Annotated in this window: 15 protein-coding genes and 1 pseudogene; 11 read left to right on the top strand and 5 right to left on the bottom strand. The window is 33.1% G+C overall.

The genetic code is table 11. The features are described from left to right. Positions 1-28: 28 nt before the first annotated feature. Entirely contained in the window at positions 29-1,918 is a 1,890-nt protein-coding gene (locus AOY20_RS06040; RefSeq protein ID WP_417855889.1) for a lytic transglycosylase domain-containing protein, read from the bottom strand. Positions 1,919-2,330: 412 nt separating this feature from the next. Here AOY20_RS06040 and miaB point away from each other — a divergent pair, with 412 nt between their 5' ends. The 8 genes from miaB to AOY20_RS06000 all read left to right on the top strand — a co-directional run bounded on the left by miaB (position 2,331) and on the right by AOY20_RS06000 (position 8,669). Beyond that, entirely contained in the window at positions 2,331-3,788 is a 1,458-nt protein-coding gene (gene miaB / locus AOY20_RS06035; RefSeq protein WP_054581027.1) for a tRNA (N6-isopentenyl adenosine(37)-C2)-methylthiotransferase MiaB, read from the top strand. Between the two features lie 41 nt (positions 3,789-3,829). Next, the gene (locus AOY20_RS06030) at positions 3,830-4,906 is read left to right on the top strand and encodes a PhoH family protein (protein WP_054581026.1); all 1,077 of its coding nucleotides are present in this window, start codon (positions 3,830-3,832) and stop codon (positions 4,904-4,906) included. Between the two features lie 25 nt (positions 4,907-4,931). Continuing rightward, positions 4,932-5,414 carry an rRNA maturation RNase YbeY gene (gene ybeY, locus AOY20_RS06025; RefSeq protein ID WP_054581025.1) on the top strand — a complete coding sequence of 161 codons (483 nt, stop codon included), beginning with the start codon at positions 4,932-4,934 and terminating at the stop codon, positions 5,412-5,414. Between the two features lie 78 nt (positions 5,415-5,492). After that, positions 5,493-5,729: an antibiotic biosynthesis monooxygenase family protein gene (locus AOY20_RS06020; RefSeq protein WP_054581024.1), complete on the top strand. Its 237-nt coding sequence runs from the start codon at positions 5,493-5,495 to the stop codon at positions 5,727-5,729. Positions 5,730-6,004: 275 nt separating this feature from the next. After that, a complete protein-coding gene (locus tag AOY20_RS06015; protein ID WP_054581023.1) occupies positions 6,005-6,640 on the top strand; it encodes a hypothetical protein in 636 nt (211 codons plus the stop codon). 129 nt (positions 6,641-6,769) lie between these two features. Next, positions 6,770-7,483 carry a DUF3108 domain-containing protein gene (locus AOY20_RS06010; protein WP_054581022.1) on the top strand — a complete coding sequence of 238 codons (714 nt, stop codon included), beginning with the start codon at positions 6,770-6,772 and terminating at the stop codon, positions 7,481-7,483. Between the two features lie 88 nt (positions 7,484-7,571). After that, entirely contained in the window at positions 7,572-8,147 is a 576-nt protein-coding gene (locus tag AOY20_RS06005) for a xanthine phosphoribosyltransferase (protein WP_054582549.1), read from the top strand. A gap of 165 nt (positions 8,148-8,312) precedes the next feature. Then, on the top strand, positions 8,313-8,669 hold the full coding sequence (locus AOY20_RS06000) for a hypothetical protein (RefSeq protein ID WP_054582548.1): 357 nt from the start codon (positions 8,313-8,315) through the stop codon (positions 8,667-8,669). A 49-nt stretch (positions 8,670-8,718) separates the two neighbouring features. On the opposite strand, the gene AOY20_RS05995 is transcribed toward AOY20_RS06000, so the two are convergent. From AOY20_RS05995 to AOY20_RS05985, 3 genes and pseudogenes are all read right to left on the bottom strand, one after another. After that, complete coding sequence (locus tag AOY20_RS05995; RefSeq protein ID WP_054581021.1) at positions 8,719-9,474, bottom strand: SDR family NAD(P)-dependent oxidoreductase; 756 nt, start codon at positions 9,472-9,474, stop codon at positions 8,719-8,721. After that, positions 9,475-10,775: pseudogene (locus tag AOY20_RS05990) on the bottom strand (FAD-binding oxidoreductase). It abuts the gene before it with no gap. Between the two features lie 4 nt (positions 10,776-10,779). Then, positions 10,780-11,184: a GtrA family protein gene (locus AOY20_RS05985; RefSeq protein WP_054581020.1), complete on the bottom strand. Its 405-nt coding sequence runs from the start codon at positions 11,182-11,184 to the stop codon at positions 10,780-10,782. A gap of 30 nt (positions 11,185-11,214) precedes the next feature. Between AOY20_RS05985 and AOY20_RS05980 the strand changes: the two genes are divergently transcribed. From AOY20_RS05980 to AOY20_RS05970, 3 genes are read left to right on the top strand one after another with little or no spacing between them, the layout of a single operon-like run. Then, positions 11,215-12,096, top strand: coding sequence for a decaprenyl-phosphate phosphoribosyltransferase (locus AOY20_RS05980; RefSeq protein ID WP_054581019.1), 882 nt, complete (start codon positions 11,215-11,217; stop codon positions 12,094-12,096). A gap of 11 nt (positions 12,097-12,107) precedes the next feature. Then, entirely contained in the window at positions 12,108-12,548 is a 441-nt protein-coding gene (locus AOY20_RS05975) for a divergent PAP2 family protein (protein WP_054581018.1), read from the top strand. Between the two features lie 3 nt (positions 12,549-12,551). Next, positions 12,552-13,751 (top strand): hypothetical protein, encoded by a 1,200-nt coding sequence (locus AOY20_RS05970; RefSeq protein WP_054581017.1) that lies wholly within the window; start codon positions 12,552-12,554, stop codon positions 13,749-13,751. A 58-nt stretch (positions 13,752-13,809) separates the two neighbouring features. On the opposite strand, the gene wrbA is transcribed toward AOY20_RS05970, so the two are convergent. Next, positions 13,810-14,400: an NAD(P)H:quinone oxidoreductase gene (wrbA, locus tag AOY20_RS05965; RefSeq protein ID WP_054581016.1), complete on the bottom strand. Its 591-nt coding sequence runs from the start codon at positions 14,398-14,400 to the stop codon at positions 13,810-13,812. Positions 14,401-14,458 lie beyond the last annotated feature (58 nt).

Here is a 14,458-nt window from a genome sequence, read left to right as displayed (position 1 = left end):
GCAAAAACCTAAAAACTTGAGCTCGCTATTATTGGGTATTTCTTAAAGGAATCGTTTTCATTCGCTGACCAATAGATTGACCACCTTGACCAAGTAATACACCATAATGGGTAGCATTTGTCATCACATGTTTTACGTAATCACGCGTTTCAGACAAAGGAATCGTTTCAGTATATTGATCTGCTGCCAATTCACTAAATTCAGGCTGCCAACGGCGTGCTCGATTTGGACCTGCATTATAACCAGCTGTTGCTAGGACAGAACTATCACTTAATTGTCCTTGAATCATAGATAAATAGTATGTTCCATAGCGAATATTGGTATTCATATCAGATAATGCTGCTGGGTTATATGACTCACCCATTCGTCTGGCAACTAATTTAGCAGTGTCAGGCATAATTTGCATTAAACCGCCCGCTCCTACATGCGAACGAGCACCTGTATTAAATCGACTTTCTTGTCTCATTAAACCATATGCCCAAGCAGGATCAATACCCGCATTTTGGCTATGCAAAACCACAAAATTTTTATATGGCATTGCATATTTATAGCTATAGTTATGTTTGTTGGTTGTTCGATCTGCAGCATAAATTGCTCGATCATACCACCCCATATCTGTTGCACGTTTAGCAGCTGCTAAAATTAAACCATCATCATGCTTTAAATATGCCTGACGAACAGCCCAATTCCACTCACGATTAATATAAGTTGCAGGTGCATTAATTGCCTTCAATGTAAAAGCACGTTGAAAATGTATATCTTGATTTAAACGCTGCATATCATGTGATGATGGTTCATGATTGGTTGGAAAATTTTTATAATTCTGTCCAATATGATCTTTAGCCAATAAATTATGATAATCATCACCATGAGATAATTTTTGGAAAATTTCTCGTGCTTTAGTCTTCGAAGCATGGTCATTACGTTGTTCATATGCACGTGCTAACCAATATTGCCAACGATCTTCTTTTTGCTGATTAGCTGTCATTGAATCAATTGCACGAATAAGACTTTCCCAAGCACCAAAACGAATCGCTTGGCGAGCATAAATTTCAGCTTCTTCATGACTAAAAGGAATGCCATAACTTGCTTCAAAACTATTTAATACTTCTCGGTTAAAATTATTTTTCATTACTGTTGTACCACCAATATAGCCAACAGTTCTATACAAAGCTTTTTGTACATTTTCAGGTGTGCCTTGAGCAGCCACACTCACTGAAGATAATGCAGTATTTAAATCACTATCTGCCAAACGACCAATTGCATATATCAAATATGCATAATCAGCATCTGTCACTTTCGGAGCAGACCACAAATAATTTAAAGGATTGTCTTGAATTACATTAAGTTGGGTTAATGATAAATTTAATCCTAGTGTTTGTGATGTTGCTACAGCAGGACCAGCCTGACCTGAACGTAACTGCACCCATAATCTGTGCTTTCTATCTTCTTTAGTCATCAATGGACTATCCAACATCATTTTAGCGAGATCAGTACATGATTGAGGTTGAGAGTTTGTTGTTAACCATGCTTCTTTATTTTCAAGAAACACAAGAGAGTCGCCTGAGCGAGCACGAACTTGAGCAATAGCACAGCTTTCAGCTTGATCTGGATTTGTAATATAAGGTAAAACGGCTTGAACATTTATGAAATCAGCTTTTTTTACCTTCTCTTCTACATAGTCAGCGGATAATTTTTCTGCCATAGCAGATTGAGGATAACGTTCAGCAAAACTTGTAATTGCACTAATAGGTTGAGAAGCTAAGTTTCTATTTAGCATCCAATACTCTGGATAATATCCTAAAACATCACTCTCCATGGATGTTTGGTATTGTTGCAATAAACTTGTATTTCCTGAATTTGCGGCTTTTAATGCATCACTAAACTGCTCTTCTGCTGCATATGCTGAAGAAAGCATGAATATTGAGACAAAACCCAACACAAACTGCTTTGAATCAATATTAAAATGCTTTTTTTGCATATTAAGCATATTTCCGCCCATTTCTCTTATCCAAACCCATAAATGCTTAATTTTACCATGTATATAGTTTAATTATTCTCAATAAAAGTATTGTTCTGTTATGTAACATCATGATTAAACTATAGTAAATCCCAAAGCTTATAATTGTCAAAAACAATACCTATGCCTTTATTATTTTAGGCTATAAGTTTAAGGTGTTTTCCTGTTAAAATATGCGCCTTTCTCATATCTTTAGATTTAATTTTTTACTACTTGCTATTTATTATTCACATTTCACAGAAATCAGTGAATTTTATATATGATAAGGCAAAATTAAATCTTTTGTTATCTTTTCTTTTTAGGAGCCTACATGACGGTTCAAACCTTCATTCCAAATGGTGCCCAAGCTGCCTCAGAAAACACTGTTACCCAGCCAGAGCACACTCATGTTGTTCATGATTCAGTTAAAAAGCTGTACATTGAAACACAAGGGTGTCAAATGAATGAGTATGACAGTCACCGTATGGCAGACTTGTTAGGCGATTCTCATGGATATGTTCTTACAACAGATCCTAAAGAAGCAGATATTCTACTCATGAATACCTGTTCAATTCGTGAAAAAGCACAAGAAAAAGTATTTTCTGAATTGGGTCGTTGGCGCAAACTTAAAGAAAAAAATCCTGACCTGATTATTGGTGTTGGTGGTTGTGTTGCATCGCAAGAAGGTGACAATATTCAAAAACGTGCAAATTATGTTGACATGATTTTTGGCCCACAAACTTTACACCGTTTACCGCAAATGTTAGATCAACATTTCGAGCAGGTAGAAAAACCGAAAAAAGAAAAAATTAAACTCGTTGATATTTCTTTCCCAGATATTGAAAAATTCGACTTTTTACCTGAACCGCGTGTAGAAGGCTATAAAGCCTTTGTTTCAATCATGGAAGGCTGTTCAAAATATTGCTCTTTCTGTGTTGTTCCATATACACGTGGTGAAGAAGTTTCTCGCCCACTTGATGATGTTCTTGCTGAAATTGCAACATTAGCCGAAAAAGGCGTACGTGAAATTTCACTTCTAGGTCAAAATGTAAATGGCTATCGTGGTGAAACTTTTGAAGGTGAAATCTGTACATTTGCAGATTTACTTCGATTAGTTGCAGAAATTCCAGGAATTGGTCGTATTCGCTATACCACTTCTCACCCACTTGAATTCAACGATGATTTAATTGAATGTTATCGTGATTTACCACAAATGGTTTCTCATCTTCACTTGCCTGTACAAAGTGGTTCAAACGATGTACTTCAAGCAATGAAACGTAACCATACAATTGATGTTTATATCGAGAAAATTGCTAAATTACGTAAAGTTCGTCCAGATATGCACTTATCTTCAGACTTTATTATTGGTTTCCCTGGTGAAACTGATGAAAATTTTGAAGAAACATATCAGTTTATTAAAGACATGGACTTTGACCACTCTTATAGCTTTGTATATTCAAAACGTCCAGGTACACCTGCGTCTGAACTTGAAGATACCACTCCTGAAGATGTGAAAAAAGAACGCTTAGCGAAAGTTCAACAATGGATTAAGCGTTCAAGTATCGACAAAACTGATGCAATGTTAGGCACAGTTCAACGTGTACTCATTGAAAATGTTTCAAATAAAGATCCGAACATTTTAGTTGGTACTGCAGATAACACACGTTTAGTAACATTTGTTGGTGATGCTTCTTGGGTCGGTCGTTTCGCGGAAATTGAGATTACAGAGATCAAAACTTTGAATTTAGTTTATGGTGAACTCTTGAATCTTGAGCCTGACGTGGCGTAATGTAGAGCTATAAATTAGTCTACTTTATAAAAGGAATTCTCTTGACTGCAGCGATTCGACGTACAGTAACTTTTCCTGGTCTTTCACTTGACCGTTTACAAAGTATTTTAGGTGCTTATAACGGTCATTTGAAACAAATCGAACAACGTTTAGATGTCAAAATTTCCCACCGTGGAGATGCATTTTTTATTGATGGCGAAATCGATGCAGTTGAAAGAGCCGAAGGGCTCTTGCATCGATTACATGAAGAAAGTGAAATTAATCCGCATATTACTGCAGATATTCTTCACATGATGATTCAAGGTAGTCAAACAGACCGCGAGCTTCAAGAGAATTTCGAAGGTCAAGAACACACCGGTCTTGATGATGTTTGGTTACAAACACGTAAAGGTCGAATTAATCCTCGTGGTGCAAACCAAAAACGTTATGTACAACGTATTTTACAAAGTGATATTTCATTTGGTATTGGTCCAGCAGGTACAGGTAAAACTTATCTTGCTGTAGCCGCTGCCGTAGATATGCTTGAACGCAATGAAATTCAGCGTATTCTTTTGGTTCGTCCTGCTGTTGAAGCAGGTGAAAAGTTAGGTTTCCTTCCTGGAGATTTAACTCAAAAAATCGACCCATATTTACGCCCGCTTTATGATGCACTTTATGAAATGCTTGGTTTTGAAAAAGTGGCTAAACTCATTGAACGTCAAGTGATTGAAGTTGCACCACTTGCCTACATGCGTGGACGTACACTCAACCATTCTTTTGTAATTCTAGATGAAGCACAAAATACAACACCTGAACAAATGAAGATGTTCCTCACTCGTTTAGGATTTGGTTCACGTGCAGTCATTACAGGTGATGTTACACAGGTTGATTTACCTCGTGGACAACAATCAGGTCTTTCACATGCTTTACGTGTGGTGGAAAAAATTAAAGAAATTCATATCACGCGCTTCCATTCTCGTGATGTTGTACGCCATCAACTTGTTCAAAAAATTGTTGAAGCTTATGAGGGATGGGACAGCGAGCAACAGCGTTTAAGTGCCGAAGCACGTGCTGAACGTAAAGCACGTCAAGAAGCATTAATTGCTGAAAATGATGCTGCTGCGGATGCACAGCATTAAATTGATTTAAATTTAAGGATTCATTTTGAAACTTAGTCTTTCCCTACAACAGGATTTTCAAGCACTAGAATTGGTCTTGAAACGTGCCTATATTAAAAAAGTTGTAGAAACATCTTTACGTCATATTGATACACAAAGTGATTGTGAAATTGGTATTGCTTGTGTTGATAATGATGAGAGCCATAAACTCAATTTAGAATATCGTGGTAAAGATAAACCAACTAATGTCTTATCTTTCCCAAGTGATTTACCTGATGAAATGGCTCAAATTTTAGAAACATTTCCTATTGGTGATTTGGTTATTTGTATTCCCGTTGTACTTCGTGAAGCAACTGAACAACACAAAGCACCACTAACACATTTTACCCATATGTTAGTTCACGGAACGCTTCACTTAATGGGCTATGACCATGAAACATCTGAAGAAGATGCCGAAGAAATGGAAAGCTTAGAAATTGAGATTCTTAAAAAATTAGGATTTGAAAATCCTTATTTAGAACAAGATTAAATAAAGCGAGCTACGGCTCGCTTTTTTAATATCATCCAATTTCAACGACAATTTTTAAAACAATAAGAGATTTATAAAATGAGATACGTTGTGATATTTAAAGCGATTATTAATGAATTTGATCAAGAATATAACGAGATGGCAACAAAACTTAGAGACCGAGCACTTTTAAAGTTTAATTGTCAAAAATTTGAATCGTTTTGCGTTGATAAAAATGAAATTGCACTATCTTATTGGAATAACTTAGAAGATATTAAAGCTTGGCATTACGATACAGAGCATCAAATTGCTCAACAACTCGGTAAAGAAAAATAGTACAAGTTTTTCAGTATTGAAATCTGTGAAGTTTATAAACGTTATATTCAAAATAATAATGAGACAAATATGCTTCCCACATCCACCATCTAAAACCTAAGCCACTAAAATATTAAATAAAATCAACAAACTGAACTTAAACATAAAATATTTAATAGAACTCCAAATAATTTGTTAAACTGCATGGATTCGTCATATGCTTTTTACTAAGATTTAAGCGTGTTCATCTAATATTCATTTATATTCAGTTTCAATAACGATTTGGAATGCTCTTTATGCAAACTCTGATATCAAATCTCTCTAAATACATGCACCATTTTTATAAAAAAACAGAAGGATTTATTGAAGATGAACGTGAATTTGCATTATCTGAGGCATTTCTAAATGCAACATTCCAACGTTTTGTCACAGATAATGTCACAATGCTTAAAGACCTTCATGCTGATTTGCATGATGATTGGTTACGCTTATATGCAACTCTTAATTATCAAGGTTTAGACATCACCCTTTCAGTCGATCTTAAGTTACTCCAAATGGAGATGAATAAAAAAACTCAACTTATTGTCTTCGAACAAATTAGTAAAACTAATATCGTTCAAGCAAAATACCCAAATATTTTCCACAAATGGGGTGTTTATGCAGCAAAATTCTATTATCAAAAAATATTAGATAGAGATCCTTTAGGAACAATTTTAGAAAAACTAGATGTAATAAAAGTCAAAGATGATCTACTCCATTTAGATTTAAATCGCTGGCTAGGTAAAAGCGAATCTGTACTCGACACCTTAAGTAAAGTTCATGTGAATCATGCTGAACTTAGAGAAAAAAAGCTTATTGTTTTTGGCAATCTAAACTTAGCTGCATTGCTCAATAAAATGCCTGATCCTACAATAACACCTGAAAATACATAAATTTTAAAATCATTATGTAGATAGGCTTTACACTTACAAAGCCTAATCTGCATTTTTACTACATGATTCATTTGCATAATCATCATATCGCAATATGTTTTGCCTACTTAAAACATAGGAATATGAATCATGGTCAATTCTAAATTCAAGAACTTAGCAAAAGTTGCTAGCATAACAAGCATACTATTCACAAGTGCTTTGAGTTGCCATGCATTTGCAATGAATCCATTTCAAGCATCTTATCAATTTCAATATAATGGTAAAAATGTAGGTTCTGCGACACGTACTTTAAGTAAATCAGGAAATCAATGGAGCTACGTTTTTGCAGCTAAAGCTGTGGGACTTGCCTCGGCCAAAGAAAGCAGCCAATTCACATTAAATGAATCTCAAATTATTTCAAATAGTTTTACTAGAACAAGTAAAGTTCTTGTTCACAATAAAAGTATGAATATGAAGTTTGATCCCAACTCACGAATCATTAATACAAAAAAAGATGATAAAACACGTTCATTGGCTTGGAAAAATGGTGTTTTAGATGAGCTAAATGCTGAACTTCAAATTCGTGAAGATTTAAAAAAGAATGCTTTAAAATCTAATTACCTCATTGCTGATGCAAAAGAAGTTGAATCACGTCAATTTATTAAACAAGGCACAGAAAAAATTAAGGCAGGAAATACAACATATGACACTATCAAAATTGTAATGAAAAATACAAAGCCTGGACGTGAAACCATTTTCTGGCTTGCCCCATCACTTGATTATGCACCTATAAAAGTGTCACATATTGATCAAAAAAACAGCTATGGGTTGTTATTAACTAACTATAAGAACACAAGCATCTAAGACAGAAGCGAATTTTACTTGCATTTTTTCTAATGCTTTTTAAAATATGCATTTGCTTTCACAAGCACCCGCTCCTGAGGATTCTCCCGTGCATGCACTAGAACAGAAAATCTTAGCTGAAGGTATCGTCCTATCTGAAGAAGTTCTGAAAGTCGATTCTTTCTTAAACCATCAAATCGATCCAGTAATGATGCAATTAATTGGTCAAGAATTTGCTCGTCTTTTTAAAGATGCTGGCATTACCAAAATCATTACGATTGAAGCCTCAGGTATTGCACCTGCTGTTATGGCTGGCTTAGAACTCGGTGTTCCTGTAATTTTTGCACGTAAATACCAATCACTGACATTAAAAGATGATTTGTATCGCTCAAAAGTATTCTCTTTCACAAAACAAATTGAAAGTACAATTGCGATCTCAAACAAGCACATCAGCTCAACTGATAAAGTTTTAGTGATTGATGATTTCCTTGCAAATGGACAAGCTGCACTAGGATTAGCAGATTTAATCCATCAAGCAAATGCTGAAGTTGTGGGTATTGGTATTGTGATCGAAAAATCATTCCAACCAGGTCGTGATCTGCTTTTAGAAAAAGGCTATCGTGTTGAATCACTTGCTCGAGTAAAATCTTTAGCAAATGGTACTGTTGAATTTGTACGTGATTAATTATTTAAATAAAATTTTCTTAATAAAAATGCCTGAATAAAATTCAGGCATTTTTATTTTACTATTCGAGTGATAACAATATAAATCTACCATACTCAAACACCCCTAATCTTCGCTACAATGTTAACGATTCAGCCATTTATAAAAATCATTATACAACCTATCATCATATGCCCTAAGTGTGGTTCAACAGATATTGAACAACGTGATCATGATAAACAACTAAAAAAAATTGGTGGAATTTTAATGTCTTCAGCAGGTGCCACAGCTGGTAGTGTTAGTGGTGCAGCTTCTGGAGCATCCATTGGTGCTGCAATCGAAACTACTGTTGCAGGTCCATTAGGCATTATCGTTGGTGGTGCTGTTGGAACATTTGTTGGCGCTATTGGCATCGGTATTACAGGTGGTATTTTAGGTAATATTTATGGAAAAAAAGCAGGTGTTATTATTGATAAAAATATTTTTTTAGATTTTAAATGCAAGCAATGCCAATGTAAGTTTAAAGAAATTCATTGCAAATAAAAGAGGTTACACAACCTCTTTTAAAATTAATCTATTTTACCATCTACAACTATATATCCATTTTTTTAAATAAAAAGAAAGGTAAATGTCGTATAACAAACATAATTATTGCCCATTTTTTAGGTGTATAAATTGTTCTTTTAGCTTTTAAAACTCCTTTTACTATTTCTTTTGCAACTTGTTCAGGACTTGCAAATTTTCCTTTCCCTGAAATCTCTTCTGTCATCGGTGTTGCTGTTGGTCCTGGTTTAATTAATGTCACGCTCACAGATGACTTGATCAAAGCTAAGCGATGTTGCATACCTTCTACATATCTATCAATAAAAGCTTTTGATGCACCATAAACATAGTTTGATTTCCGACCACGATCTCCAGCTACAGACCCAATCACAGCAAGTTTTCCAGAATCCAATTGAATCATTTTATTTAAAATCGATTCTGCAAAAACCACTGGAGAAAATGCATTAATTTCAATAGCTTGTTTCAAGTCTTTCATTTTGTTTTCACACAAAATTTGATCAGGTAATGTTCCATGTGCGATTAAAGCAATATCGATTGGCGAATCTAAATATGCGTTATTAATACATTCTTGAATAGATGAAATGGATAGAAAATCTACCAACTGAAAATCGATCTTACTTTGAGGAAATCTCACTCTTAAATCATTTACAATCCTTTCTAATTTTTCTTGATTACGACCAACTAGAATCGCATCAATCATTCCTTGAGATAGCCATTGTCTCGCACATTGCTCAGCAATTGCAGATGTTCCACCGATAATTAAAATTTTTTGTTTATTTAACATTTATACACCTAATAGTCGTCTCGACATGTCTGAACTGATATTTGGATCTTTATATTTTAAAAATTCATTAAATTTCGGATAACCTGCTTCAAATAATGATCTTGGCATTCGAGCATCTTTTGCCAAATACAGTCGTCCTTGTGCCTCGCGGACAATCGCATCAAGCGCATTAAATAACTTTTCTGTTTTTAGACCCCGATTTGGAAAATCTAAAGCGAGTGTTACTCCTGGCTGAGGAAAACTTAATAATCCTCCTGACTCTCTATCGCCAAATGTTTTTAATACAGCTAAAAAAGACCCCTCACCTGACTTTTTAATCACTTTTAACATTTCTTGAGTTGCATCAAATCCTAAATGTCTCGGTATAACACTTTGATACTGATAAAAACCCTTAGGTCCATACATTTTATTCCACTCATGTATCGCATCTAAAGGATAAAAAAAGGCTCATAATGAACAATCTTATGATGATGGCTTAAACGATTTTTATGAAAATAAGCAAAATTAAATAGTGGCAGACTTAAATGATTTACCAATGAAATAGGCGGAGCAATAGGGAAAATCTTATCTTTGATGACCGACTCTTGAATAGATTCTTTTGCATCACATAAATTTGCACGCATAAATAATCCACGTGCCTGCTTACCATTCATACAATCAATCCAAGAAACCGTATGCTCCCATTTTTTTTCAGAAGAATCAGCTAGTTCAAAAAACTCATTTAAATCATAATATGGAACCGTTTCAGCTTCTAGCCAAGGTCCTTGAACAGCTCTTAATTGTATTTTTGCTGTCAAAATAATTCCTGTTAAACCAATACCACCAATTGTGGCAAAAAATAGTTCTGAATGATTTGTTCTAGAGCATTGAAAAATCTCACCCGTTGTTTTTAACAAAGTAAATTCTAAAACATGATCTCCAAAAGAACCTAAAACATGATGATTTTTACCATGAACATCATTCGCTATAGCTCCACCCACTGTAATAACCTGAGTTCCAGGTGTAACCGGAAGCATCCAACCTTGTGGTACTAAAGTACGATGTATATCTTGTAAGGATGAGCCGGCCTCACAATATAAAACACCTAAATCTTTATCAAATGAAATAAAATGATTGAGTTGGTTTCCCATCCATAAACAACCACCACTATTTAAAGCCACATCACCATAACTACGACCTAAACCATGCATAATTCCGGGTAAATTATTTTTAATTTCACATTGAATATTAGTGATGTTTTTTATATTAAAAATTAAATGATTATTATTAGATAATCGACCCCATGATTTAATTTTCTTCATTTTACTAGATCCTAAAAACATACTTTTTATCTAGAAAGTATTTAATAATATAACCAATAAATAAACCTATAACAGCTCCAATATAACGCATGCTTCTATTTTCAAACATATAATAAAATAAAAATTCAAACCCCCAAAAAATAAATGTTGTAAAAACGCCCATTAATGAATATAAAGCAAATAATCTAGCATCATCATTAAAACTAAAAACCTTATATTTAAATATATATTTCTTATCCAAAAAATACTTTACTAATAACCCAACAATAGTGCCGAATATTAATGAAATTAATATTTGAAATTTACCCCAATAAACATACACCATTATTTGTTGTGCTAATATATTCAATATTGTTGCTATCAATGCAAAACAAAAGTATAGCGTTGTTAGTTTAAAAACATTTATCATTTTTCAAAAAGATTCTTCTTCTGAGTTACCATGTATAATATAACAGTAAAGAAATCCATCCTAGTAGAAATTAAAGGTCTGTTAAAACTCATTCGCCCAAAACAATGGGTTAAAAATAGTTTTGTATTTGCTCCATTAATATTTTCTGGTTTATTTCTAAATTTAAATTCAATTGAATCTACTATTTTTGCTGCATTAATATTTTGTCTAGCAGCATCAGCTGTATATATTGTTAATGATTTAAAAGATATTGAAAAAGATAAAGCACATCCAGAAAAATGTTTTAAACGACCTTTAGCATCAGGTAATGTTTCAACAAAAAGTGCAATTACTTTACTTATTATTATTTATTTAATACTTGCAAGTGTATGGTTTTATGAACCAAATTTAATTTATGTCATTACAATATATTTAACCTTAAACTGGGCATATACATTTAAGCTCAAACATGAACCTGTCATTGAAATATTTGTTGTTGCATTTGGTTTTGTTTTAAGAGTTTATGCAGGGGCTGTTGTTTTAGCGGTACCTGTATCTAACTGGATGTTTGTTACAACTCTAAGTATCTCACTTTACTTAGCATCAATTAAGCGTCGCCAAGAATTAATCAATAATGGTTCTTTAGGACGAGGTGTATTAGCTCACTATTCCATTTCTTTAATTAATCGCTTTGCCGAAATGTCAGCTGTTACTTCTATTGTCTTTTATAGTCTTTATGTAATGGATGTTCAACCTCAATTAATTATGACCATTCCATTTGTCATGTTTGGTTTATATCGATATTGGTTCATTGTAGAAACACTAGAAGAAGGTGAATCGCCAACAGATGTAATAATACAAGATTGGCAAATTCTTCTCACAGTTACAGCATGGATTACATGCTGTATATGGTCACTATTACCATCTATTTGAAGATATATAGAATGCAATTAAATTATTTTATTTATTTAATCACACCATTTTGTGCATGGCTAAGCGCAGGTTGCTTAAAGTTTTTTATTAATAGTATAAAGGCTAAAAAACTAGCATTTGGACTTGTCGGTTATGGTGGAATGCCAAGCAATCATAGTGCGATTGTCAGTAGTACTACAGCACTTATTGCATTTAAAGAAGGCTTAAATACACCTGCTTTTGGTGTCGCTTTGACTCTATCTTTTATTGTACTTTTAGATGCAAACAGTCTTAGACAACAAGTTGGAAAACATGCCAAAGCTATTAATACCTTAAGTGAGAATTTAATTATAAAACCAAATTTGCGTGAACGTATGGGGCACACTCGTTTAGAAATTTTAGGTGGAATTATTATAGGCATATGTGTGGCTTATTTACTATACATCGTTTCAACAATGAAGTGTTGGATTTAAGTTATGTTACAGCTTTTTAAAAATGAAAAAATCCAACTTTATTTATTTACTCCATTTTTAATCTTAACTATTGTTCTATTTATTCATAGTAGAGTTTATAGTCTTGACTTTAGTCTAACCCTTGACCCCTATATGTATAGTACATGGCTATTTAGTTATGAATATGGATTTATGCAACGGGGTTTCATTGGTGAAATTTTCAATCAATTAAATTTAAATAAAAACTATAATAGTATTCGCTCCATCTCTTTTTCTATTGTTCTTATACTCTATTACCTTCTATACATATTAATTCTTAATATTCTAAAAAAAACTAATTTAAGTAAAAAAAATATAATCCTATATATTAGTTGTTTTTTCTTTTGTTCTTTTACATTATCTGAATTTATTTTAGAGGCAGGAAGGTTTGATCAAATATTCCAAATATTAACACTACTATTTCTTTTCATTTTAATAAAAATAAAAAGCTATATTATATCTAGCTTATACATTTTACTAATCATTCCACTTATAACAATAACACATGAAGCAGGAATAATTATATTCCTACCTCTCATTTTATCCATCTACTATTTAGAATATAAAAAAATAATTCCTATTATTGTTTTCCTAGCATTATCAATTATTTCAATTACACTTATTTCACATTTTGGAAAAATAAACACACTACACTTAGAAAAACTTATTTCAACTTATGAAGAGTACCGTGGATATAATGAGTTTGCATTTAGAACAACTTCTCTCAGTTTATATGAGAATCTTTTAATGAATTGGCATTCACTCATTGAAAGAAAAACCTTCATCCCTATTATTCTAAGTCTTATCATTATTTATCCAGTAATTAGGTTAATAACAATATCAATAAGTAAAACTTCTTACTTATATTATTTTATTTTTACAATGTCACCATTAGCACTCAGTCTAATTGCATATGACTACTTTCGATGGATCAGCTTATTTCTTTTTAATTTTTTTATCTTATTTACTTATCTGATTAATAAAAAACTAATCAGTAACTCTCAATTACGAGATAATTTAATAAAATATAGAAAAAATATTATTATTTATTGTACATTATCTCTATTTCTAGGTCCCTTGGGCGTCATTAATCTTTATCCTCATATCCACAAAGTAAATAGCGGCGGACTCTCAAGTAAAAATCTTCCGATTGATACTCAAAAAAAATTAAATTTCTTAAATTAAATTTCAAATAAGAAAAAAGAGATTAATACTACTTAAATATAGTATTAACCTCTTTTTTTTATAATAATTTTAATGCAACCTCAGCCAATCTTTTACCTTGCTCTTCACACAAAGTACGTTCATCTTGACTAATTGTTTGATCATGTCTCGCACCGCTCACATGACTAGCACCATAAGGTGTTCCACCTGTTTTTGTATTTGATAGTGCAGGTGTCGCATTCGTCAACCCCATAATCATCATCCCATGATGAAATAAAGGTGGTAGCATCGTAAGCAATGTACTCTCTTGACCTCCATGCATAGAACCTGATGAAGTAAATATACAAGCTGGTTTATTATGCAATGCTCCACTCAGCCATAAACTTGTGGTTTGATCTAAAAAGTATTTCATTTCCGATGCCATATTGCCAAAGCGTGTTGGCGAGCCTAGAGCCAAACCAGAACAATGAGCTAAATCATCCAATGTACAGTAAATATCTCCCTCATCAGGAATACTTGCTTCAGCCTGTTTAACCACTGTAGAAATATTTGGAACAGTACGAATTTTGACTGCCATTCCAGTAGATTCAACACCATTGGCAATAAAATGTGCCATTTCCTTTGTTGAACCATATTTGCTGTAATACAAAACTAAAATATAAGGTTGCATATTTTTATTAACTAAACCAAATATTAAAACTATACGGTATTTTCCGTTTTATTTGGTA

Source organism: Acinetobacter equi (assembly GCF_001307195.1).
Taxonomy (GTDB): domain Bacteria; phylum Pseudomonadota; class Gammaproteobacteria; order Pseudomonadales; family Moraxellaceae; genus Acinetobacter; species Acinetobacter equi.
Note: the sequence above shows the minus strand (reverse complement) of the source record. Positions and strands in the feature narration are given on the sequence as shown.